Source organism: Streptococcus sp. HMSC066F10 (assembly GCF_001813805.1).
In the GTDB taxonomy this organism is placed as follows: domain Bacteria; phylum Bacillota; class Bacilli; order Lactobacillales; family Streptococcaceae; genus Streptococcus; species Streptococcus vaginalis.
This window is the reverse complement of record NZ_KV813975.1, coordinates 108,692-130,346: the sequence shown is the minus strand read 5'-3', so window position 1 is coordinate 130,346 and position 21,655 is coordinate 108,692. Positions and strand designations below refer to the sequence as shown.

The following is a 21,655-nucleotide window of genomic DNA, read 5'->3' as shown; positions in this document are numbered from 1 at the left end:
CTCCTTAACTTATATCGGTTAAAATATCTTTTGGTTTTTTATGTAGGATAATAGAAGATGAACCTACTACTGCAAGTAAAATAATGATGAGCAGTATTCCATAAGTCATCAGAATAGTAGAGGTATGTAAGTGCGGAACGATATTTTCAAAAATAGCGGATGAGCTATCTTGTTGTTGACCGCCTTTTATAAACCCTTTGAATACCATAGTGGAAATATAAGAGCAACTAATAGAAGCTAGTGCCGTACTAAATACTGATATGATAACCAGTTCCAGTATGAATTGAGAGATAATCATCGCTTTTGAAATACCGAGAGATAATAGTACTCCGATTTCATAAATCCTTTCTCTCAACCAGAACATGAGAATCAAGGAAAGAACGCTGATACTTCCAATAATGATACTGAAAGTTAAAACATTAATAATCTGTTTTAAACTGGTAACAGAAGAAGAAACTGCTTCAAAAGCTTTAGAGTTTTTAACAAGATCAGTTTGCTTCCAATCAATTTTTGATTTTTTGACTGTATTGATGATTTTATCAATTTGATTTGGATTTGATACGAAATAAACGGCTGCAGATAATTTATAATCAGCTGGTTTGTAGCCTTGTAAGTATTGGCTCGATTCATAGTCCATATAGACAGTATTTTCTGTCGCATCTGAGCTTAAACCGGTTTGTTTCTCTTCTTTTTTTCCGGAGAAGATACCAGCAATTTCAAACTCTACTTCATGGAGTTGTTTAGCATCCTCATCCTTTAAGGAGGCTCCCTTTAGTTTTAGTTTATCTCCAACTTTTAAATGGTTCTTTTTAGCTAATTTTTCATGGATGAGAATCTTAGATTTATCGTCTTTACGAATTGGCTTTCCTTGTTCAAGCTTGAAAACACCACTTGCAAAGGTTGTTTCTAGAGTAGAATCACTTGTTCCTAATGCTGCGACTAGGTTGTTGAGGACAGGGTTTTGATTGTCTCTTGTGACACCTTGTTTTTTCTTGACAACAGTTTTATCTGTCAAACTTGCTAAAGCATCGTATTTGAAGTTGAATTTTGAAATTTCTTTATTCTCAAGTAATTTTTCTGCTGTTTTTAGTGAAAGTGGTCGTTCAAGTGTTTTGCTAGTTATTGTAAAGCCAGTATTTGATGCGTCATAGATTTTCTTTTCGATATTATTAGTCGTTCCCATAATAGAAAAGCTACTAGTTAAGGCAGTTGAAATGAGAGTAAGTATCAGAAATACAAGAAGAGTTTTAACTTTTTTTCGACTGATGTAATGCAAAGATCGTTTCACTACTTGCATTGTCTTCTTCCCTTCTTTAAATTTTTAAACTAAATTGGTACCGTGTTCTATGTTAAAGCAGTTACCTTAAAATAGTTTTAAGGTTTAAGATAATTTTAAGTTTTTTGGCTCCTTTTTTTCTGTTTTTTGTGTAAATTTTCATAAAATAGTAGAAAAAGGTGGAAAGACAAGGTTGGTTTCGCTCTATAACTTTCTATAAAAAAGTCTATAGGACAAATGAATGAATTTCTGCTATAATAGAATGAAGAAAATAGAAATGAGAGTTATATGGCAAAGATAATCGACGGAAAAGCTTTGGCAGAAAAATTACAAGCACAATTAGCAGAGAAAGTTCGTAAATTAAAAGACCAAACAGGCTTAGTTCCTGGACTTGTAGTCATCTTGGTCGGCAATAACCCAGCTAGTCAAATCTATGTGAGAAATAAAGAACGGTCAGCTTTGGCTGCAGGACTTCGAAGCGAAGTGGTGCGTCTGCCAGAAACAACTAGTCAAGAAGAATTGCTTGCTTTGATAGACCAATACAATCAAGATTCAGCTTGGCACGGGATTTTAGTTCAGTTGCCACTGCCAAAGCATATTGATGAAGAGGCAGTGTTGTTAGCAATTGACCCTGATAAAGATGTGGACGGCTTTCACCCAATGAATATGGGACGCCTTTGGAGTGGTCATCCTGTCATGATTCCCTCCACACCTGCTGGAATTATGGAAATGTTTCATGAGTACGGTGTAGAATTAGAAGGTAAACGTGCTGTTGTCATTGGACGGAGTAACATTGTCGGAAAGCCCATGGCACAGCTTTTACTTGCTAAAAATGCAACAGTAACTCTGACGCATTCACGGACACATCACTTGTCAGAGATTACAAAAGAAGCTGATATTTTAGTTGTAGCTATTGGTCGCGGACATTTTGTGACTAAAGATTTTGTCAAAGAAGGCGCGGTCGTGATTGATGTAGGTATGAATCGTGATGAAAATGGTAAATTGATTGGCGATGTGAAATTTGATGAAGTATCTGAAACTGCAAGTCTCATTACTCCTGTACCAAGAGGGGTTGGTCCGATGACCATTACCATGCTCATGGAGCAAACCTATCGAGCGTGTAAACGGAGTTTGAAAAAATAAGAATGTCATGGGAGTGGGACAGACAACAGCCATGATTATACTACAAACTCCCCCACAGAAAGAGTGTAATCGTGAAAATTACGTATAAAAATGGTATTTCGTAAGAAATCAAATTTGTTGCCCCACCCTGCAAGGTTGAGTAGGTTTGTAAAAGCTGATATCATCAGCGTAATAAAGGCCACTCAATTGCGTATTGAGTTTTATTCTAGAAAGTAAACGAGTCTGAGACAAGAATGTCCTAGACAGGTCTTTTTTCCTTTATATAAAATAGAGGTAGACAAGGGGAATCGCAGTATGCAAAAGGAGAAAATAATGGAAGTGGTCAATTGTACATTATTGGAAAAGGTCGTTCAGCCACGTGCACTCCATAGTCACAAGGGGGATTACGGTCGCTTGTTGTTAATTGGCGGGACATATCCTTTTGGTGGAGCGATTATCATGGCAGCCTTAGCTGCAGTTCATAGCGGAGCTGGTCTAGTGACGGTGGCGACGGATAGGGAAAATATCGCAGCTCTCCACGATCATTTACCAGAAGCAATGGCTTTTGATGTACAAGATAAAAAGCTATTGACCGAGCAAGTCCAAAAAGCAGATGTAGTATTGATTGGATCAGGTTTAGCTGAAAGTAAACTTGAAAAAGCCGTTTTGCGGCTGGTAGTGAAACTTGTTAGTGAACATCAAGTCTTCATCATGGACGGTGGAGCTATTTCCCTCTTTAGCAAAGAAGCTCTGCCAATTCCAAAAGCACAGACGATTTTTACCCCACATCAAAAAGAGTGGGAGCGGTTGAGCGGACTAAAGATAGCTGAGCAAACGGTTGAAAAAAGCCAAGAAGCTGTTAATTCCTTCCCTGCTGGAACTATCGTTGTTCAAAAGAAGCACGGAACGACTATTTTTCAAAGTGGAAATGGAAACCATTTTCAACTGACTATTGGTGGTCCTTATCAAGCAACGGGTGGCATGGGAGATACTCTGGCAGGCATGATTGCGGGTTTTGCAAGGCAGTTCAAGACTAGTTCTTTACTGGAACGTGTAGCAGCAGCAGTCTATCTGCATTCAGCCATTGCAGAGGAGTTAAACAAAGAAAAATATGTAGTCTTGCCAACGGAAATCAGCAAAGAAATCCCTAAGTGGATGAAGAAGCTAGCTAAAAAAGAAAATATGTTATAATGAAAAAACCTGAAAAAGCATTTAAAAAATTGGAAAGTTTAACTTTTATTAGCTATTTATAAAAGTAATATTTAGCTCATGAGGTTTAGTACAAGTTGAAAGGGAGAATAAACTTTTTCAATATCCACTATCTTATGAAAATTCATTGTATTTAATGAGGTTGAGATGTTTTATCTTGACCTTATTTTTTCTGCCCTACAAAAATGTCACTTTTCTTTCTGAAAATGTAAGTTTATGTAATGGAAAGAGTGGGAAAATTTCAGTAAGATTATGCTAGTTGAAAAAAAGAAATGGAGAATGTATGATGTTACAATCTTTAAAGAAAATATCGAATGCAACGAACTTGAAAATTTTAGCTATTTTACTTGTGTTTTTAGATCATATCTACGAAATGTTTGGCGCTTTTGGCGCCCCGATGTGGATAACAATGCTAGGACGCGTAGTTTTTCCTCTTTTTATGTTTCTGGCAGCTGATAGTTTTTATTATACGCATAATCGAAAAGCTTATTTGAAACGGTTGCTCTTTATGACATGGTTTATGATTATTGGAAACATGATTGTCAGTCAATTTTTCACTAATGGTCAAGTTGGGCTGGCGAATAATGCTTTTGGCGCCTTTTTCTTAGCGGGCATATCTATCTGTGCTTAGGATTTGATGGTTGAGGGTATGAAAGAAAAGAAACTTTATTCATTCTGGAAAGGATTGGGCCTTTTTCTTTTACCGATTCTTCTGGCTCTGCCGGCTTTGTTTCTATCGGGTTATCTAGCCAGTGAAAATATATCACCTCTGATGGTTCAAATTATTGCTTTTTTTATCATGGCCATTCCAAACATTATCGTGGTTGAAGGAGGGGATGTCATGGTTTACCTTGGTCTTTTCTTTTATATCTTCCGCAGACACCGCATAGCACAAATGGTGACATTAACACCAGTATCTTTATTTGTGTATCTAACAGATCCAACGTCTGTGCAATGGATGATGGTTTTTGCGGTGATTCCAATGTATTTTTACAACGGTGAAAAAGTCGTGGTATGAAGTTATTTTTCTATCCTGTGCATATCTATCTTTTGTATATTTTGGCAAGTTTGTTGGGCTAGGCTCTGCTTAAGATATGGGAAACTAGTCTTTCCTTTTTCGTTGAGGGCTGGAAATGATTTTTTATAGATTGTTTGGTATAATAAAAATTATGAATAAAGAAGCATTACAGGAAATGAAAGGAGAGGAATGTCTGAGTATTTATCCGTGTCAACCTTGACCAAATACTTAAAATTAAAGTTTGATAAAGATCCTTATTTAGAACGAGTTTATCTGACGGGGCAAGTTTCTAATTTTCGTAGGCGACCTAATCACCAATATTTCTCTCTCAAAGATGAAAAAGCAGTCATTCAGGCAACAATTTGGGGTGGTGTTTATAAGAAGTTAGGTTTTGACTTGGAAGAGGGTATGAAGGTTAATGTCATCGGTCGTGTTCAACTATATGAACCAAGTGGATCTTATTCTATTATCATTGAAAAAGCGGAGCCAGACGGTATCGGAGTTTTGGCAATTCAGTTTGAGCAGCTCAAGAAAAAGCTAGGCGAGGAAGGGCTTTTTGAGGAGTGCTTTAAGCAAGCTTTACCGCAATTTCCAAAGAAAATTGGAGTAGTGACCAGTCCTAGTGGAGCAGTGATTCGCGATATTATCACAACTGTTAGTCGTCGTTTTCCGGGAGTTGAGATAATTCTTTATCCGACGAAGGTGCAAGGCGAAGGAGCTTCTACTGAAGTAGCAGAAAATATTCGTCGTGCTAATGGGCGAAATGATTTAGATTTACTCATTATCGGTCGAGGTGGTGGCTCAATTGAAGATCTCTGGGCGTTTAATGAGGAAGTGGTTGTCCGTGCAATTTTTGAATCGCACATTCCGATCATTTCGAGTGTGGGGCATGAAACAGATACGACCTTGGCAGATTTTGTTGCAGATAGACGGGCTGCAACGCCGACTGCGGCTGCTGAATTAGCAACACCTGTAACAAAGCTGGATCTCCTAGCACACTTGCAGCAGCAACAAAATCGGTTAGCAACTGCCACATCGAATCGTCTTACTTACAATCGTGAGCGATTAGCTAAGCTGAGTCAGTCTGTCATTTTTCGACAACCAGAACGACTGTATGATAGCTACCTGCAAAAATTAGATCAACTAAATTTACGGCTCAAGCAAAAAATTCGCGAATATTATAACGAGGAAGTGCAGCGGGCAAGGCTTTTACAACATCGTTTGGAGGCTCTAGCTCCTTTAAGGCAGGTTCAGATTTATCAAGAGCGTGTAGCTCAGTTGGAACGGCTTCTGCGCAGTAATATGGCAGTTGTTTATGACCATAAAGTGGCTGAAGTCAAGTGTCTGTCTGACGCTTTGCTCATGCTGGATACTAGCCGAATTGTGGCTCGGGGTTATGCTATTGTCAAAAAAGATGAACAGGTGTTAGAATCTATTGAGAAAATCAATAAAAAAGATCAATTAACCATTTTGATGCGAGATGGTCAGATAGAAGTTGAGGTAAAAGATGTCGAAAGAAAAGAAATTTGAAGAAAATTTAGCAGACTTAGAAGTTATCGTACAGAAGTTAGAAAACGGAGATGTGGCTTTGGAAGAAGCGATTTCTGAGTTTCAAAAGGGGATGCAGCTCTCAAAAGAATTGCAAAAAACACTAGATCAGGCAGAAAAAACGCTGGTAAAAGTTATGCAGGCTGATGGCACAGAAACGGAAATGGAATGAAACAAGACGAAAAATTAGCTAGAATTGGACAGACTATCGAGGGATTTTATGCTCAAAAAGTGGTGTCCGCTGATTTGATAGAAGCAATCCTCTATTCTGTTAATGCAGGCGGTAAGCGAATTCGTCCTCTTTTACTTTTAGAATTATTAGAAGGTCTAGGACTGGAACTGACAGAAGCACATTTCCAAGTGGCAGCAGCGCTTGAAATGATTCATACAGGCAGCTTGATTCATGATGATTTGCCGGCTATGGACGATGATGATTATCGTCGTGGTCGCTTGACCAGCCACAAGAAATTTGGCGAAGCAATGGCTATTTTAGCAGGAGATTCTCTCTTTTTGGATTCTTATGCCTTGATAGCAGAAACGGCACTACCTAGTCAAATCAAGGTAAATTTGATTGCAGAATTGTCATTAGCGGCTGGAACTTTTGGTATGGTCGGAGGTCAAGTCCTTGATATGCAGGGCGAAGGAAAGGACATCAGTTTAGCAGAGCTGCAGAATATTCATGCCAATAAGACTGGTAAACTCCTGACCTATCCTTTTATTGCTGCGGGTTTGATTGCGGAAGTGGCACAGCCACAGCAGGAAAAATTAAGAAAAATTGGTCAATTACTTGGTTTAGCTTTTCAGGTGCGAGATGATATTTTAGATATCACAGCGAACTTTGAAGACTTGGGGAAGACACCGCAGAAAGATGTGGCAGCAGAGAAAGCCACCTATCCAGCCATTTGGGGTTTGGATGGAGCAAAGCGATTCTTTGAAAAACAGATAGAGGAAACAGAGCATTTATTGGCAGAATTAGAAGTAGAGCTTGCTTTTTCAGGCGCGGCTATCAGAAAGATAATAGAAAGTTTAAAACTCAATGACGAAAGAAAGAGTAGATGTTCTAGCTTATAAGCAAGGGCTTTTTGAAACAAGAGAACAGGCCAAGCGCGGTGTGATGGCGGGCTTAGTCGTTGCTGTTGCGAATGGTGAGCGTTTCGATAAACCTGGCGAGAAAATTGATGAGACCACTGAGTTAAAACTCAAAGGCGAAAAGCTCAAATATGTTAGCCGTGGTGGCTTAAAATTAGAAAAGGCTTTGCAGGTTTTTGAGATTTCAGTTGAAAATCAGATTACGTTGGACATTGGGGCATCAACGGGTGGGTTTACGGACGTCATGCTGCAAAATGGTGCAAGGAAAGTCTACGCAGTAGATGTCGGCACCAATCAACTGGCATGGAAACTCCGACAAGATGAACGCGTCATCAGCATGGAGCAGTTTAATTTTCGTTATGCCAAGGCAACTGATTTTGAGGAGACACCTAGCTTTGCCTCCATTGATGTCAGTTTTATCTCGCTTGGTCTCATTTTGCCAGCTCTGCATAAGATTTTGGCTGAAAATGGAAAAGTCGTTGCACTTATCAAACCTCAGTTTGAAGCAGGAAGAGAGCAGATTGGCAAAAATGGGATTGTGAAAGATAAAAAAGTGCATCAAGCAGTTTTAGAAAAAGTAACGGACTTTATGGTTGAAGCAGGATTTTCCGTCAAAGATTTAGATTTCTCCCCTATTCAAGGTGGGCATGGGAATGTGGAATTTTTAGCCTATTTGGAAAAAAATCCTCATCCTGAAAAACTAGTAAAAGCAATGATTACAACGGTCGTAGAGACAGCACATAAGGAATTTAAAGATGAATAAAAAGGAAAGATTAGAAAAAATTAGACATTTTGTGTCGGACTATGAAGTTGGGACACAAGAAGCAATTGTAGAATATCTGAAGAAATCAGGAATTACAGCAACACAGGCAACTGTTTCGCGTGATATTAAAGAATTGGGCATTGTCAAAATTCCGCTGAAAAATAACACTTATATTTATGAACTACCGAAATCAGCTAGTACGAGTTTGAAGTTAGCAGACAATAATATCTTAAAGTTTGAGCTATTGGGAAATATGATCAATCTCAATCTTGTCCCTGGAAGCACAGCTTTTGTGAAGCGACAAATTGTAGAAGATTTTTCTAAGGACATTTTTAGTATTTTAGCCGATGATGACACGATTCTCCTTATTTTCCGTAGTGAAGAAATGGCTCATCAGGTATTGGAACAAATCAGAAATTGGTAGATAGCCTATGTTACTTGAAATTTCCATTAAAAATTTTGCAATTATTGAAGAGATTTCCCTCAATTTTGAGCAAGGCATGACCGTTTTGACAGGTGAAACAGGGGCTGGAAAGTCTATTATTATTGATGCTATGAACATGATGCTAGGAAGCCGCGCGACAACAGATGTGATTCGTCACGGTGCATCAAAAGCAGAGATTGAAGGGCTTTTTGCAATTGAGCAGAGTAAGGCTTTGGTTGAAATTTTTGAGCAGCAAGGGCTTGATATGACAGAGGAGCTGATTATTCGGCGGGAAATTTTTCAAAATGGGCGTAGTGTCAGTCGTATTAATGGTCAAATGGTTAATTTGTCTGTCTTGCGAGCTGTTGGACAGCATTTGGTGGATATTCACGGTCAACACGATCAAGAAGAACTCATGCGACCGCAGCTGCATATTGCCATGTTGGACGAGTTTGGAGCTGACGCATTTTTCAAGCTCAAAGCTGATTATCAACAGACTTTTGACCAGTATCGTCAGTTGCGTAAGCAGATCTTAACAATTCAAAAGAATCAAGAAGAAAATAAAGCGCGGATTGACATGCTGGAATATCAAATTGCAGAGATTGAAGCAGCTAATTTAAAAGCTAGCGAAGATTTAGCTTTAAACCAAGAGCGTGATAAGTTACTCAATCATAAGCAGATTGCGGACACTTTGACAAATGCCTATGCCATGCTGGATGATGAAGAATTTTCTAGTTTAGCGAATATTCGTTCTGCCATGAATGACATGGAAGCTATTGAAGACTATGACGCCACTTACAAAGAAATTGCGACCAACCTTTCTGAATCTTACTATGTGTTGGAAGATGTGACAAAGCGTTTGGAGGATATTCTAGAAGACTTGGATTTTGATGGTGGCCGTCTCTTAGAAGTAGAAAGTCGCCTAGATTTAATCTATAGTATTACTCGCAAATACGGCGGTCAAGTAGATGATGTCTTAGCTTATTTTGAGCAGATTTCTAAAGAATATGCTCTACTTACTGGGAAAAATCTTTCATCAGATGATTTGAACAAAGAGCTGAAAAAGCTGGAAAAAGACTTGGTTTCTCTAGCAAGCAGTCTGAGTCAGGCTCGGCACGAATTAGCCCAGCAGTTAGAAGCAGAGATTCAGCAAGAACTGCAAGACCTCTATATGGAAAAGGCGAATTTTCGAGTTCAATTTATCAAGGGAAAATTTAGCCGCGATGGGAATGAACACGTTGAATTTTATATTTCGACTAATCCCGGTGAAGATTACAAACCGCTCGTTAAGGTTGCTTCAGGTGGTGAATTGTCTCGTTTAATGTTGGCAATCAAGTCTGCTTTTTCTCGCAAGGAAGGCAAAACCAGCATTGTCTTTGATGAAGTAGATACAGGTGTATCGGGACGTGTTGCACAAGCTATTGCTCAAAAGATTCATAAAATTGGCTCGAACGGACAAGTCCTCGCAATTTCGCACCTACCACAAGTGATTGCCATTGCAGATTATCAATTTTTCATTGAGAAAATATCTGATGAGCATTCGACCGTTTCAACTGTTCGCTTGTTATCAAATGATGAGCGTGTCGAAGAAATTGCCAAAATGTTGGCGGGCGAAAATGTGACCCAAGCAGCCCTCACGCAGGCTAGAGAGCTCTTGAAAAAATGAAATACTCTTTGGCTTGTGCTAAATGGGTTGTTATCAGGAGGTAATCATGACAAATTATTTTGTAATTGGTGATGTACATGGAAAAGCAAAAATGCTAAAAGAATTACTCAAAAAATGGGATGGAGAAAGTCAGCTCATCTTTTTGGGAGATTTGATTGACCGCGGCGAGGACAGCCGAGCGGTTTTAGAGTGTGTGAAAAGTCTTGTCGACAAGCAAGGAGCGATTTGTATTTCTGGGAATCACGAATACATGTTTTTAACTTGGCTGGACAATCCTGAGAGCGGCTATGCTCATTATCGTCGCAATGGCGGTGACACAACAATCAATTCTATTTTGGGGCGACCTCTAGATACTCCTGTTGATGGAGTTGAAGACGCAAAGCGCGTGTCGGAAGAGGCGCCAGACCTCGTGTATTTTATTCGTCAGATGCCTTTCTTTGTTGAAACAGATAACTATATTTTTGTACACGCTGGAGTTGACTTAACTTTAAAAGATTGGCATGAAACAAGCGATTATCAAAAGGTTTGGATACGTGAGCCCTTTCATCAAGGTCTCAATCAAACAGGGAAAATAATTGTATTTGGACATACTCCGACTTTTTATCTTTTTTCTGAGATGCCTGGGACAAGTCGCCTTTGGCAAACGCAGGATCAAAAAATTGGCATGGATGGCGGAGCTGTCTATGGCGGTGTTCTCCACGGAGTTTTATTTGGAAATGAGGGAATTTTAGAACATCATTTCATCACAAATGATGGTTTCGCGGTAGAGGATAATTAGAAGTTGAGGATGATAAAAGAGCTGGAGAAAATTCATTTAAGGTTTTCTCCAGCTCTTTTATATTATTTCCCAGCTACATTTTTTACATCTTCAATCATCAATTTTGTGGATTCGAGTCCGCCTCCGCTTAGGTACCAGAGGTCGGATGTCAAGTTTACAATAGTTTTGTTTTTAGCAGCATTTGTTTCTTGGATCAGTGAGTTATTCAGTAAGTCTTTATTGGCCGAATTGTCCCCACCGATAGCAAGAGTGCGGTTCAGAACAAAGATAATATCTGGATTGATTTGTTTGATACTTTCAAAGCTGACTTCTTGTCCATGTCTTGATTCTTTGATTTTAGCATCTGTTGGTTTGAATTTCAAAGTACTGTAAAGGAAAGCAAAACGTGATTTAGCTCCGAAAGCAGATATTGCACCTTCATTTAACATCATCGCAAGAGCATTTTTATTTGACTTTTCATTGGCAGCAACAACGGTTTGAATTTCCTTGTCTAATGTAGCTAATTCACTTTTAGCTTTTTTGGTTCCGTCTTCTCCAAAGATACTTGCTAAAGAAAGGATGTTTTTCTTGGTAGAACCCCAGTAGTCTTTGTTGTCTGTTTGGAATAATACAGTAGGGGCAATTTCCTTGAGTTTCTTGACATATTGAGCTGTACGACCAGAAGCAATAATCAAGTCTGGTTTTAAAGCTGCGATAGCTTCCATATTCGGTTCTTTCATGCTACCTACATTTTTAATGCTACTTGGTAAATTTTTTAAGTAAGCAGGCAGAGTTTTCTTTGGCATACCGACAATGCTGCTTTCTTTTCCTAAAGCACGAATGGTATCAGCTGCACCTAAATCCAGTGTTACAATTTTTTTAGGGTTGGTAGGGACTTTCACATCTCCATTTGCTGTTTTGATAGTGACTTCACTAGAAGTAGATGAAGAGTTTGTCGTTTTTGAATTGGACTGTTTATTGTCGCTGCAAGCAGCGAGTAGCACAACTGCAACAGCTGCGAATAGAGATAGAAGTAGTGTTTTTGTATTCTTTTTCATTAAAATTCCTCCAAAATTAATATTTATAGGTAAATACAAACTTTTTTACCATTGATTTCCCCAAGGGTAATGTCCATTTCATACAATGGATCTAAAATTTCTTTTCTCATGACCTGATTGGTTGTACCTTGATAAAAGACTTTTCCGTCTTTAAAGGCGACAATTTCATCAACATACTGACTGGCAATATTGATGTCATGAATGACAATGATAATCGTTTTTCCTAAGTCATCAACGAGAGACCGCAAGATTTTCATCATAGAAATACTTTGCTTAATATCTAGATTGTTTAGTGGCTCGTCCAAAAAGATAAAATCAGTGTCTTGAGTGAGCACCATAGCGATAAAAACGCGCTGCAATTGACCGCCTGAAAGCGTATCAATGAAACGTTCTCGCAGATCAGCAATATCCAAATATTCCAATGCTTGCTCCACTTTTTTGAAATCTTCTTTTGTCAAACGATCCTGACTATAAGGAAAGCGACCGAAGGAAACCAATTCTTCAACCGTTAATTTAGATTGGTAATTGATTTTTTGTTTTAAAATCGTTAATTCTTTGGCCAACTCTTTTGAATTCCAAGCTTCAATTTCTTTTCCCTTGATACTGAGAAAACCTTGATCTTTCTTGAGCAAACGACTCATAATGGAAAGCAGCGTTGATTTTCCGGCACCGTTTGGACCAATAAAAGCGGTGAATTTGCTCGGTGAAATATTCAGTTGAATATCTTCTAAAATTGCTTGATTTCCAAATGATTTGCCAACGTTTTTTAATTGCATTCTAGCGTTTTACCTCCTTAGCTAAAAGATAAAAGAAGAATAACCCTCCGACAAGCTCAATGACCATGCTGACATTGATTTGGAGCTGAAAGACGCGCTCTACCAGCATTTGTCCAGTAGTTAGAGAGAGAAAACCGAGTAAAATTGCTACTGAGAACAACCATTTGTGTTGGTATTCTTTGATTAACAGATAGGCTAAATTAGACATCATAAAGCCGAAGAACATCATAGGTCCAACGAGAGCAGTTGTCGTTGAAGTCAGCAAAACAATTGCCCATAGTATCTTTTTTTGCTCTTTTTCAACTTCTACACCTAAAATAGTCGCTGTCTTTTTATCCAAATGAAAAACATTCAAAATAGCGTTCTTCTTTAACAAATATAAACCTGCTAGTCCAATGATGATTGCAGCGACAGATAGAATATCCATATTTATTCGTTGAAAGGAAGGAAATAGTTTTGTTTGCAGTTTATCATATTCATTAGGATCCATTAGCACCTGCAAGAATGTGCTGGCGCTTCTAAAGAGCGTCCCTAGTGCCATGCAAATCAATAAAATAAATACAAATCCTTGCTGGAGTAGCTTTTTTAATGCAGGTTGCAGGCAGAAAAAGAAGCCACACTGTATGAGTAAGACTAAGATAAACTCAAGCAAAGGATGACCAGTATTGCAGATGAATTTGCTAGCAAAGAAAAGATAAATCGTCTGCATAAAGACATAGAGAGATTCCATTCCAAGAATGCTTGGTGTTAAAAAACGATTCTCTGTGATTGTTTGAAAGCTGATTGTAGCAAGACCTCCAGCTATGGCGACTAAAAGATAGGCTAGTAACTTTTGCGAGCGCAATTTCATAATAAAACCTGTTAAAGGATATTCCATTGGCATGAGATATAACAAGCCACTCAAGCTAGCTAACAAAAGCAATAGAAGTAAGCGATTTCTTGTTTGACTCTTCATTTTATTCATGAGCAGCACCTCGCCACAAAAGATACACGAACGCCAAACTACCCAAAATTCCTAAAATCAAGCTGACGGAGACTTCGTAAGGGCGAATGACTAGACGAGCTACAATATCACAGATCAAGATGAGACAGGAACCAGTTAATGCGGTCAGTCCCTTAATGCGTGTGATATGGTCACCATAAAATTTCCGAATGATGTTTGGAACAATGACTCCGATAAATGGAAGAGAGCCGACTGTAATCATCGTCACACTTGTCGTCAATGCAATGAGAAACAACGTCATTCCTTCCATTTGGTAAAAGGAAATGCCTAGATTATGACTAGCGTCTTCCCCTAGATTCATAATGGTAAACGTGGCTGATAGCTTCCATACTGCAATCAAGATGATTAAACTTAAAAATAACCATTCATATTGATGTTTCTGAATCATGGAAAAAGAGCCTTGTGTCCATGAAGTCATGCTTTGGACAAGCTCAAAACGATAGGCAATGATTTCTCCTGCTGCACTAATCACTCCACTATAAATAATTCCGACAAGCGGTAACAACCATTTTTCTTTAAATGAGAATTTTCTGATAAGTCTAATAAAAATAATCGTAAAAAAAATAGCAGATACAAAAGCAAATAGCATTTTTTGCGCTAATGTGGCTGACGGAAAGAAAAATAAACTAAGCAACATACCAAATTTTGCAGCCTCGACCGTTCCAACCGTGCTAGGAGCAGCAAAATGATTTTGTGTAACAGTCTGCATAAGAAGCCCGGCAATGCTCATGCTAGAGCCTGCTAGGAGAATGCTGACTGTCCTTGGCAAGCGCGACTCTAAAAATAGCAGCCCAGTCTGCTTATCTCCGTGTAGCAGCTGCCACCACGAAAAGTGACCAGAACCAACTGTAATTGAAATCATAACAAGAGCAAGACAAAGAATTCCTAAAAATTTTGTCTGTTTCATTTATCAACCCTTTCTTCAAAGCAACAGCTTCAATAAGATACATCACTAGGCTAACAAAAAAATAAAACAGTGTCAATTATTTTCTGAAAATTTAATAATTCTGTTTATTTAGAAAAATAGAAAGCTCTACACACCTTTTACACATTTTATCCAGAAAAATTATTCCACAAAAAGTTATTTTTTTGATATAATAAATTAAATAGATAAAATTTATAAAAGTAGGAAAACTATGACAAAAATCAAAATTGTAACGGATTCATCTATTACGATTGAACCGCAAGTTGTAGAGGATTTAGAGATTACAATCGTTCCTTTGTCTGTAATGGTAGATGGTGTTGTTTATTCAGACGCTGACTTAAAAGAAGGAGAGTTTCTTCGTTTGATGCAGTCAAGCAAAAATCTACCGAAAACCAGTCAACCACCAGTTGGTGTTTTTGCAGAAATCTTTGAAACACTCGGAGAAACTGCCGATAAAATCATTTCTATCCATATGTCGCATGCTTTGTCTGGAACGGTCGAAGCTGCACGACAAGGGGCAACCTTGGCAAATGTAGATGTAACAGTGATTGATAGCTCTTTTACGGATCAAGCTTTGAAGTTTCAAGTGGTTGAAGCTGCAAAACTAGCAAAAGAAGGTGCAGACTTTGATGCTATTTTAGCAAGAATCGAAGAAGTACGTGAAAAAACAGAATTGTATATCGGTGTGTCAACGCTTGAAAATCTTGTAAAAGGTGGTCGTATTAGTCGTGTGACTGGGCTTCTCAGTTCGTTGCTTAATATTCGAGTAGTTATGCAAATGAAAAACAATGAATTACAACCGATTGTTAAGGGGCGTGGTGTAAAAACCTTCAAAAAATGGGTTAATGATTTAGTTGAAAGCTTAAAAGATAAAAAAGTGGCAGAGATTGGAATTTCGTATGCAGGAACTGCCGAATTGGCGAACGAAATGAAACAGATTTTGCAACCGTGTGTGGAAAAAACGATTTCTGTTTTGAAGACTGGTTCTATTATTCAAACACATACAGGTGAAAATGCGTGGGCAGTCCTCGTTCGCTATGAATAAGTTTGATATCTTTGGAAAAATTGAAAAAAGTTCGTTTTGTGCTTGACCTAATAACATTTTTTAGATATGATAATACTTGTTAGAGTTAGTGACTACTAATTCATAAAATATTTTGGAGGATTTGTTAAATGGCTAACAAACAAGATTTGATTGCAAAAGTAGCAGAAGCTACAGAATTGACTAAGAAAGATTCAGCAGCAGCAGTTGATGCGGTATTTGCAGCAGTAACTGAATACCTTGCAGCTGGTGAAAAAGTTCAATTGATTGGTTTTGGTAACTTTGAAGTTCGTGAACGTGCAGCTCGTAAAGGCCGCAACCCACAAACTGGTGCAGAAATCACAATAGCAGCTTCTAAAGTACCAGCATTTAAAGCAGGTAAAGCTCTTAAAGACGCTGTTAAATAATTGAGATTAAAAAAGCCTGTTGTATCAACATTTATTCGTTGTCCAACAGGTTTTTTCCGTATTCAGGGGGAAATAAAAGGGGTAAAAATGATGTTGAAGTTTATCATTTGTGTTTATTTACAATCATTCTAAATACGCATTCTTATATTTTCGTGATATAATAAAGGAAAAATAATGATGAGTGAGTAGGAAATGAATTTACATCCTTATTTAGAAATCACAGACCAAAGTGATTATGAAAATATTATTCAACGATTAAAAGCCAAAGGTGTACGTATTACAGAAACTCGAAAAGCAGTCATTGCTTATATGATTCGGACACATGAGCACCCAAGTGCTGAAAAGATTTATTCTGATTTGCTGTCTAATTTTCCAAAGATGAGTCTAGCAACGGTTTATAACAATCTCAAAGTTTTGGTGGAAGAGGGTTTTGTAGAAGAAATCAAAATTAGCCATGATAAGACAACCTATTTTGATTTTATGGGGCATGAACATCTGAATGTTGTCTGTGAAAAATGTGGTCGAATTGCAGACTTTGAAGATGTGGATATTCCTGATTTGAAGCGTGAAGCTGAAGAACAAACAGGTTATAAAATTACAAAGACACAAGTTTTGATGTACGGAATTTGCCCTGAGTGCTCGAAAAATAGTTAAGGAATTGATGTACATTGCTTGAATAAAGTAAATTATCAAAAATCAAATATTCTCCCATTGATACTGGATTTTTTTGAAAAAATTTTGTAAAATATAGTAGTGACTGTGAGACAGTTTTCAAAAATCAAAGGAGAATTTCTAATGGTAAAATTAGTTTTTGCTCGCCACGGTGAGTCTGAATGGAACAAAGCAAACCTCTTTACAGGTTGGGCTGATGTTGATTTGTCTGAAAAAGGGACGCAACAAGCTATTGATGCTGGTAAATTGATTAAAGAAGCTGGTATTGAGTTTGACCAAGCTTACACATCTGTTTTGACACGCGCTATCAAAACAACAAATCTTGCCCTTGAAGCGGCAGGTCAACTTTGGGTGCCAGTTGAAAAGTCATGGCGTTTGAATGAACGTCACTATGGAGGTTTGACAGGTCAAAACAAAGCTGAAGCAGCTGAAAAATGGGGTGACGAACAAGTTCATATTTGGCGCCGTTCTTATGATGTATTGCCACCAGCTATGGCAAAAGATGATCAATATTCAGCACACACTGACCGTCGTTATGCAAATCTTGATGACTCAGTTATTCCAGATGCAGAAAACTTGAAAGTAACCTTGGAACGCGCTCTTCCATTCTGGGAAGATAAAATCGCTCCAGCTTTGAAAGACGGTAAAAATGTATTCGTAGGTGCACATGGTAATTCTATTCGTGCCCTTGTAAAACACATCAAAAAATTGTCAGATGACGAAATCATGAATGTGGAAATTCCTAACTTCCCACCACTTGTATTTGAATTTGATGAAAAATTGAATCTAGTGAAAGAATACTATCTTGGAAAATAAGTCCAATATAATATTAAGAGGCTCTGCGTAAGCAGGGCTTTTTAATATCATGCAAAGCTTTCATTTTTTAGCTGTGTTTTTTATCAATGTTTTCCATTTTCCACGACTTCATTTAGGTGGATTTATGGTACAATAAAAGATAGCATTTTGACTAGAATGAGAGATACCATGTCTAAGAAAAAAAGAACATTTAATAGCCATTCAATCCCACGACGCTTGAATTTATTATTTGGAATTGTGATTTTACTGTTTATGAGTTTAATTGTGCGTTTGGGCTATATGCAGGTTGTCCATAGAGATTTTTATACAAAAAAATTAGCGACAGCTAGCAAGACTAAAGTGACAACCAGTTCGGTTCGGGGGCAGATTTATGATGCGAGTGGGAAACCTTTGGTTGAGAATACAACCAAGCAAGTTGTCTCTTTCACACGCAGCAACAAAATGACGGCTGCAGAGATTAAAGAAATTGCTCAAAAATTGCGTCCATTGGTTTCTATTTCCAGCGCAGATGTTACTGAGCGTCAACAAGTAGATTATTATTTGGCAGACAGCGAGGTTTATAAGAAGGTCGTTAATCAGCTGCCTAAAAATAAAAAATATGGTACAGATGGAAATCGTTTGGCAGAGTCTAAGATTTATAATAATGCCGTTAAGAATGTTGATTTAGCAAAGTTAAACTACTCAGATGAAGATAAAAAAGCTATTTATTTGTTTAGTCAGATGAATGCTATTTCTAATTTTGAAACGGGAAATATTCGTACGGATAATTTATCAGCTGATCAGATTGCGACAATCGCCTCTAGCTCGAAAGAACTGTCTGGTATCAGTATTACCACCAGCTGGGACAGGAAAGTGTTGGATACTTCTTTGGCTTCTATCATCGGAAGCGTTTCAAGTGAAAAGGCAGGGCTACCCGCAGAAGAAGTGAATGCTTATTTGAAAAAAGGCTATTCTCTTAATGATCGTGTTGGGACGAGTTATTTGGAAAAACAATATGAGTCTACACTTCAAGGAAAACGCGCAGTCAAAGAAATCAATCTTGATAAAAATGGAAATATGGAAAGCGTGAAAAATATTTTCAATGGTAGTAAGGGAAATAATCTAAAATTAACAACAGATTTAGCTTTTCAGAACGGTGTAGAAGACATTTTGAGAAAGTATTTTAGTGCGGAATTAGCGAGCGGAAATGCGACATATTCTGAAGGCGTATATGCTGTTGCGATGAATCCTAAAACGGGTGCTATTTTAGCCATGGCTGGTCTGAAGCACGATACCAATACAGGAGAACTAACAACAGACTCTCTTGGAACGATTATGAACAACTTTGTGCCGGGCTCTGTAGTGAAAGGAGCTACTTTAACAGTTGGCTGGGAATCTGGAGCCATCACAGGAAATCAAGTTATGACGGATCAACCAATTTCTTTTGGAGGCTCCTCTGCCATCACTTCTTGGTTCACGCAATATGGAGCTCGTCAAATTACGGCTTTAGAGGCACTAGAATATTCATCCAATACTTATATGGTTCAACTAGCTTTAAATATGATGGGAACGCCTTATACGCCCAATATGGCAATTGATTTAACGAATTTGGACTCCTCTATGGACAAATTGCGTAAAGCTTTTGCTCAATATGGCTTGGGAGCATCTACAGGAATTGATTTGCCAAGTGAATCAGAAGGTTACACACCTAAGAAATATACGTTTGCGAACTACTTAACCAATGCTTTTGGGCAGTTTGATAACTATACTCCAATGCAGTTGGCGCAATATGCTGCAACGGTAGCTAATGGCGGTACTCGTATTGCGCCGCACTTAGTAGAAGGAATTTATGACAATAATGAGACGGGCGGGCTTGGAAAGCTGATTGAATCCAAGTCAACCAAAGAGCTGAATAAAGTTGATATTTCAAAAGAGAATATGGATTTGATTCGACAAGGTTTTTATCAGGTAGTTCATGGTACAAGCGGATTTACTACAGGGCGTACTTTGTCACAAGGTGAAGCAGTGCCGATTAGCGCCAAAACAGGGACAGCAGAAACCTTTGCAGGTGGAAAGGAAGCCATTAATACGAATGTAGTGGCTTATGCGCCAAGTAACAACCCGCAGATTGCAGTGGCAGTTGTGTTCCCGCACAATACAAACTTATCGTCAACCGTTAGCAATAGTATAACTCGTGATATTATTAACTTGTATCATCAACAGCATCCAATGAATTAGAAAGGATACTATGCTTTATCCAACACCGATTGCAAAATTGATTGATAGCTTTTCAAAATTACCAGGAATTGGCATAAAAACAGCAACGCGTTTGGCGTTTTATACCATTGGTATGAGTGATGATGATGTCAATGAATTTGCTAAAAATTTGCTTGCAGCGAAACGTGAGCTGACCTATTGTTCTATTTGTGGTAATCTAACGGATGATAATCCTTGTGCTATCTGCACCGATGAGACACGGGATCAATCTACTATTTTGGTTGTAGAAGATAGCCGAGATGTATCTGCTATGGAAAATATTCAAGAATACCATGGTTTGTACCATGTTTTGCAGGGATTGATTTCTCCTATGAATGGTATTGGACCAGACGACATCAATCTGAAAAGTCTCATTACACGGTTGATGGATAGTGAGGTAACAGAGGTAATTGTGGCAACCAATGCGACAGCAGATGGGGAAGCGACTTCCATGTATATCTCGAGGGTGTTAAAGCCAGCTGGTATCAAGGTAACGCGCCTGGCTCGTGGATTAGCAGTTGGTTCTGACATTGAATATGCAGACGAAGTAACGCTGCTTCGGGCTATTGAGAATCGTACAGAATTGTAAAAAAGAAAATAGAGCTTTCCTTTAAAAGAAAATGAAAGCTCTTTTTCTATTCAAAAACAATCTAAAATATGATATACTAAAAAGCGATTAAATTTGTAGATTTCTTTTAAGATAAGAAGGTTAGGTATAAAAATGGCAAAACAACAAATTATTCTCCTTTACGGTGGTCGCAGTGCCGAACGAAAGGTCTCTGTCTTATCAGCGGAGAGTGTCATGCGTGCGATTGACTATGATAAATTCTTTGTGAAGACTTATTTTATCACACAAGCGGGTGACTTTATCAAGACGCAAGAATTTTCACGCAAACCTGCTGATGATGAAAAATTGATGACAAATGATACCGTCATTGAGAGTCAAAAAATGAAGCCGAGTGATATTTACGAAGAAGGAGCTGTTGTGTTCCCCGTTCTTCATGGTCCAATGGGAGAGGACGGGTCTATCCAAGGATTTCTTGAAGTATTGAAAATACCTTATGTGGGTTGCAATATCCTTTCTTCTAGTGTGGCTATGGATAAAATCACGACTAAACGTGTATTAGCTTCTGCTGGCATTCCGCAAGTTCCCTATGTAGCAGTGATTGAAGGGGAAAATATAGACGAAAAGATTGCAGCAGTAGAAGCCAATCTAACTTATCCAGTTTTTACAAAACCGTCAAATATGGGCTCTAGTGTCGGCATTTCTAAGTCTGAAAATCAAGATGAATTGCGCTCTGCTCTTGAATTGGCTTTCAAATATGATAGCCGTGTCTTGATTGAGCAAGGTGTCAATGCGCGTGAAATTGAAGTTGGTTTACTTGGAAATGAAGGAGCCAAAAGCAGTTTGCCAGGTGAGGTAGTGAAAGATGTTGCTTTCTATGACTACGAAGCCAAGTACATTGACAACAAAATCACCATGGATATTCCTGCAAAACTCTCTGAAGATGTCATTGCCACTATGCGGCAATATGCTGAAAAAGCATTCCATGCTATTGGCGGTGTTGGTTTAGCTCGCTGCGATTTCTTTTATACTGATAAGGGCGAGATTTTCCTTAATGAGTTAAACACGATGCCAGGTTTCACTAAATGGTCGATGTATCCGCTGCTTTGGGAAAATATGGGCATTTCTTATACAGATTTGATTGAGAAATTAGTTCTCTTAGCGCAAGAAACATTTACAAAACATGAAGAGCATTTGTTGTAAGACAAGATTGAAAGAGCCAAAAGGTTCTTTTTTCTATTGTTTTAGTATGTCTTTGGCGAGTGTGTGTAAAAGTAGGTTATT

Annotated in this window: 23 protein-coding genes; 18 read left to right on the top strand and 5 right to left on the bottom strand. The window is 38.2% G+C overall.

Translation table 11 applies throughout. The features are described 5' to 3' along the window. Positions 1–4: 4 nt before the first annotated feature. Positions 5–1,297, bottom strand: a complete 1,293-nt coding sequence (locus tag HMPREF2933_RS05210; RefSeq protein WP_024052841.1) for an ABC transporter permease — start codon at positions 1,295–1,297, stop codon at positions 5–7. Positions 1,298–1,564: 267 nt separating this feature from the next. Between HMPREF2933_RS05210 and HMPREF2933_RS05205 the strand changes: the two genes are divergently transcribed. The 11 genes from HMPREF2933_RS05205 to HMPREF2933_RS05160 all read left to right on the top strand — a co-directional run bounded on the left by HMPREF2933_RS05205 (position 1,565) and on the right by HMPREF2933_RS05160 (position 10,893). Then, complete coding sequence (locus tag HMPREF2933_RS05205; protein WP_024052840.1) at positions 1,565–2,419, top strand: bifunctional methylenetetrahydrofolate dehydrogenase/methenyltetrahydrofolate cyclohydrolase; 855 nt, start codon at positions 1,565–1,567, stop codon at positions 2,417–2,419. A 312-nt stretch (positions 2,420–2,731) separates the two neighbouring features. After that, positions 2,732–3,589 (top strand): NAD(P)H-hydrate dehydratase, encoded by an 858-nt coding sequence (locus HMPREF2933_RS05200; protein ID WP_024052839.1) that lies wholly within the window; start codon positions 2,732–2,734, stop codon positions 3,587–3,589. A gap of 301 nt (positions 3,590–3,890) precedes the next feature. Continuing rightward, entirely contained in the window at positions 3,891–4,238 is a 348-nt protein-coding gene (locus HMPREF2933_RS10355) for a TraX family protein (protein ID WP_024052838.1), read from the top strand. Between the two features lie 18 nt (positions 4,239–4,256). Further along, positions 4,257–4,625 carry a conjugal transfer protein TraX gene (locus HMPREF2933_RS10350; protein ID WP_224783697.1) on the top strand — a complete coding sequence of 123 codons (369 nt, stop codon included), beginning with the start codon at positions 4,257–4,259 and terminating at the stop codon, positions 4,623–4,625. A gap of 189 nt (positions 4,626–4,814) precedes the next feature. Next, the gene (gene xseA, locus HMPREF2933_RS05190) at positions 4,815–6,155 is read left to right on the top strand and encodes an exodeoxyribonuclease VII large subunit (protein WP_024052835.1); all 1,341 of its coding nucleotides are present in this window, start codon (positions 4,815–4,817) and stop codon (positions 6,153–6,155) included. After that, the gene (locus tag HMPREF2933_RS05185) at positions 6,133–6,345 is read left to right on the top strand and encodes an exodeoxyribonuclease VII small subunit (protein ID WP_003030175.1); all 213 of its coding nucleotides are present in this window, start codon (positions 6,133–6,135) and stop codon (positions 6,343–6,345) included. The genes xseA and HMPREF2933_RS05185 overlap by 23 nt, the downstream gene beginning before the upstream one ends. Then, positions 6,342–7,244, top strand: a complete 903-nt coding sequence (locus HMPREF2933_RS05180) for a polyprenyl synthetase family protein (protein WP_024052834.1) — start codon at positions 6,342–6,344, stop codon at positions 7,242–7,244. Before HMPREF2933_RS05185 ends, HMPREF2933_RS05180 begins: the two co-directional genes overlap by 4 nt. Beyond that, positions 7,210–8,025, top strand: a complete 816-nt coding sequence (locus HMPREF2933_RS05175) for a TlyA family RNA methyltransferase (protein ID WP_024052833.1) — start codon at positions 7,210–7,212, stop codon at positions 8,023–8,025. Before HMPREF2933_RS05180 ends, HMPREF2933_RS05175 begins: the two co-directional genes overlap by 35 nt. Then, a complete protein-coding gene (locus HMPREF2933_RS05170; protein ID WP_003031395.1) occupies positions 8,018–8,449 on the top strand; it encodes an arginine repressor in 432 nt (143 codons plus the stop codon). The genes HMPREF2933_RS05175 and HMPREF2933_RS05170 overlap by 8 nt, the downstream gene beginning before the upstream one ends. A gap of 7 nt (positions 8,450–8,456) precedes the next feature. Continuing rightward, a complete protein-coding gene (gene recN / locus HMPREF2933_RS05165; RefSeq protein ID WP_024052832.1) occupies positions 8,457–10,115 on the top strand; it encodes a DNA repair protein RecN in 1,659 nt (552 codons plus the stop codon). A 46-nt stretch (positions 10,116–10,161) separates the two neighbouring features. Further along, positions 10,162–10,893, top strand: coding sequence for a metallophosphoesterase (locus HMPREF2933_RS05160; protein WP_024052831.1), 732 nt, complete (start codon positions 10,162–10,164; stop codon positions 10,891–10,893). 62 nt (positions 10,894–10,955) lie between these two features. On the opposite strand, the gene HMPREF2933_RS05155 is transcribed toward HMPREF2933_RS05160, so the two are convergent. From HMPREF2933_RS05155 to HMPREF2933_RS05140, 4 genes are read right to left on the bottom strand one after another with little or no spacing between them, the layout of a single operon-like run. After that, positions 10,956–11,930 (bottom strand): siderophore ABC transporter substrate-binding protein, encoded by a 975-nt coding sequence (locus HMPREF2933_RS05155; RefSeq protein ID WP_024052830.1) that lies wholly within the window; start codon positions 11,928–11,930, stop codon positions 10,956–10,958. Between the two features lie 23 nt (positions 11,931–11,953). Further along, positions 11,954–12,706 (bottom strand): iron ABC transporter ATP-binding protein, encoded by a 753-nt coding sequence (locus HMPREF2933_RS05150; RefSeq protein WP_024052829.1) that lies wholly within the window; start codon positions 12,704–12,706, stop codon positions 11,954–11,956. A gap of 1 nt (position 12,707) precedes the next feature. Next, positions 12,708–13,670, bottom strand: coding sequence for an iron chelate uptake ABC transporter family permease subunit (locus HMPREF2933_RS05145; RefSeq protein ID WP_024052828.1), 963 nt, complete (start codon positions 13,668–13,670; stop codon positions 12,708–12,710). Continuing rightward, positions 13,663–14,616 carry an ABC transporter permease gene (locus HMPREF2933_RS05140; RefSeq protein ID WP_024052827.1) on the bottom strand — a complete coding sequence of 318 codons (954 nt, stop codon included), beginning with the start codon at positions 14,614–14,616 and terminating at the stop codon, positions 13,663–13,665. Before HMPREF2933_RS05140 ends, HMPREF2933_RS05145 begins: the two co-directional genes overlap by 8 nt. 229 nt (positions 14,617–14,845) lie before the next feature. On the opposite strand from HMPREF2933_RS05140, the gene HMPREF2933_RS05135 reads away from it, so the two are divergent. The 7 genes from HMPREF2933_RS05135 (at position 14,846) to HMPREF2933_RS05105 (ending at position 21,574) form a co-directional block, all read left to right on the top strand. Next, positions 14,846–15,679 carry a DegV family protein gene (locus HMPREF2933_RS05135; protein ID WP_024052826.1) on the top strand — a complete coding sequence of 278 codons (834 nt, stop codon included), beginning with the start codon at positions 14,846–14,848 and terminating at the stop codon, positions 15,677–15,679. Between the two features lie 128 nt (positions 15,680–15,807). After that, positions 15,808–16,083 (top strand): HU family DNA-binding protein, encoded by a 276-nt coding sequence (locus HMPREF2933_RS05130; RefSeq protein ID WP_003023726.1) that lies wholly within the window; start codon positions 15,808–15,810, stop codon positions 16,081–16,083. Between the two features lie 192 nt (positions 16,084–16,275). Further along, positions 16,276–16,737 (top strand): Fur family transcriptional regulator, encoded by a 462-nt coding sequence (locus HMPREF2933_RS05125; protein WP_024052825.1) that lies wholly within the window; start codon positions 16,276–16,278, stop codon positions 16,735–16,737. Between the two features lie 141 nt (positions 16,738–16,878). Then, positions 16,879–17,571, top strand: a complete 693-nt coding sequence (locus tag HMPREF2933_RS05120) for a phosphoglycerate mutase (protein ID WP_003023729.1) — start codon at positions 16,879–16,881, stop codon at positions 17,569–17,571. A 156-nt stretch (positions 17,572–17,727) separates the two neighbouring features. Beyond that, positions 17,728–19,788 (top strand): penicillin-binding protein PBP2B, encoded by a 2,061-nt coding sequence (gene pbp2b, locus HMPREF2933_RS05115; RefSeq protein ID WP_180364464.1) that lies wholly within the window; start codon positions 17,728–17,730, stop codon positions 19,786–19,788. Between the two features lie 10 nt (positions 19,789–19,798). After that, positions 19,799–20,395, top strand: coding sequence for a recombination mediator RecR (recR, locus tag HMPREF2933_RS05110; RefSeq protein WP_003023742.1), 597 nt, complete (start codon positions 19,799–19,801; stop codon positions 20,393–20,395). 132 nt (positions 20,396–20,527) lie between these two features. After that, the gene (locus HMPREF2933_RS05105) at positions 20,528–21,574 is read left to right on the top strand and encodes a D-alanine--D-alanine ligase (RefSeq protein ID WP_024052823.1); all 1,047 of its coding nucleotides are present in this window, start codon (positions 20,528–20,530) and stop codon (positions 21,572–21,574) included. Positions 21,575–21,655: the final 81 nt, after the last annotated feature.

What these genes read in the sequence shown, in the direction of transcription:
- HMPREF2933_RS05210 (WP_024052841.1), bottom strand. Translation starts at nt 1,297, where the DNA reads ATGCAAGTAGTGAAACGATCTTTGCATTACATCAGTCGAAAAAAAGTT.
- HMPREF2933_RS05205 (WP_024052840.1), top strand. Translation starts at nt 1,565, where the DNA reads ATGGCAAAGATAATCGACGGAAAAGCTTTGGCAGAAAAATTACAAGCA.
- HMPREF2933_RS05200 (WP_024052839.1), top strand. Translation starts at nt 2,732, where the DNA reads ATGGAAGTGGTCAATTGTACATTATTGGAAAAGGTCGTTCAGCCACGT.
- HMPREF2933_RS10355 (WP_024052838.1), top strand. Translation starts at nt 3,891, where the DNA reads ATGATGTTACAATCTTTAAAGAAAATATCGAATGCAACGAACTTGAAA.
- HMPREF2933_RS10350 (WP_224783697.1), top strand. Translation starts at nt 4,257, where the DNA reads ATGAAAGAAAAGAAACTTTATTCATTCTGGAAAGGATTGGGCCTTTTT.
- xseA (WP_024052835.1), top strand. Translation starts at nt 4,815, where the DNA reads ATGTCTGAGTATTTATCCGTGTCAACCTTGACCAAATACTTAAAATTA.
- HMPREF2933_RS05185 (WP_003030175.1), top strand. Translation starts at nt 6,133, where the DNA reads ATGTCGAAAGAAAAGAAATTTGAAGAAAATTTAGCAGACTTAGAAGTT.
- HMPREF2933_RS05180 (WP_024052834.1), top strand. Translation starts at nt 6,342, where the DNA reads ATGAAACAAGACGAAAAATTAGCTAGAATTGGACAGACTATCGAGGGA.
- HMPREF2933_RS05175 (WP_024052833.1), top strand. Translation starts at nt 7,210, where the DNA reads ATGACGAAAGAAAGAGTAGATGTTCTAGCTTATAAGCAAGGGCTTTTT.
- HMPREF2933_RS05170 (WP_003031395.1), top strand. Translation starts at nt 8,018, where the DNA reads ATGAATAAAAAGGAAAGATTAGAAAAAATTAGACATTTTGTGTCGGAC.
- recN (WP_024052832.1), top strand. Translation starts at nt 8,457, where the DNA reads ATGTTACTTGAAATTTCCATTAAAAATTTTGCAATTATTGAAGAGATT.
- HMPREF2933_RS05160 (WP_024052831.1), top strand. Translation starts at nt 10,162, where the DNA reads ATGACAAATTATTTTGTAATTGGTGATGTACATGGAAAAGCAAAAATG.
- HMPREF2933_RS05155 (WP_024052830.1), bottom strand. Translation starts at nt 11,930, where the DNA reads ATGAAAAAGAATACAAAAACACTACTTCTATCTCTATTCGCAGCTGTT.
- HMPREF2933_RS05150 (WP_024052829.1), bottom strand. Translation starts at nt 12,706, where the DNA reads ATGCAATTAAAAAACGTTGGCAAATCATTTGGAAATCAAGCAATTTTA.
- HMPREF2933_RS05145 (WP_024052828.1), bottom strand. Translation starts at nt 13,670, where the DNA reads ATGAATAAAATGAAGAGTCAAACAAGAAATCGCTTACTTCTATTGCTT.
- HMPREF2933_RS05140 (WP_024052827.1), bottom strand. Translation starts at nt 14,616, where the DNA reads ATGAAACAGACAAAATTTTTAGGAATTCTTTGTCTTGCTCTTGTTATG.
- HMPREF2933_RS05135 (WP_024052826.1), top strand. Translation starts at nt 14,846, where the DNA reads ATGACAAAAATCAAAATTGTAACGGATTCATCTATTACGATTGAACCG.
- HMPREF2933_RS05130 (WP_003023726.1), top strand. Translation starts at nt 15,808, where the DNA reads ATGGCTAACAAACAAGATTTGATTGCAAAAGTAGCAGAAGCTACAGAA.
- HMPREF2933_RS05125 (WP_024052825.1), top strand. Translation starts at nt 16,276, where the DNA reads ATGAATTTACATCCTTATTTAGAAATCACAGACCAAAGTGATTATGAA.
- HMPREF2933_RS05120 (WP_003023729.1), top strand. Translation starts at nt 16,879, where the DNA reads ATGGTAAAATTAGTTTTTGCTCGCCACGGTGAGTCTGAATGGAACAAA.
- pbp2b (WP_180364464.1), top strand. Translation starts at nt 17,728, where the DNA reads ATGAGAGATACCATGTCTAAGAAAAAAAGAACATTTAATAGCCATTCA.
- recR (WP_003023742.1), top strand. Translation starts at nt 19,799, where the DNA reads ATGCTTTATCCAACACCGATTGCAAAATTGATTGATAGCTTTTCAAAA.
- HMPREF2933_RS05105 (WP_024052823.1), top strand. Translation starts at nt 20,528, where the DNA reads ATGGCAAAACAACAAATTATTCTCCTTTACGGTGGTCGCAGTGCCGAA.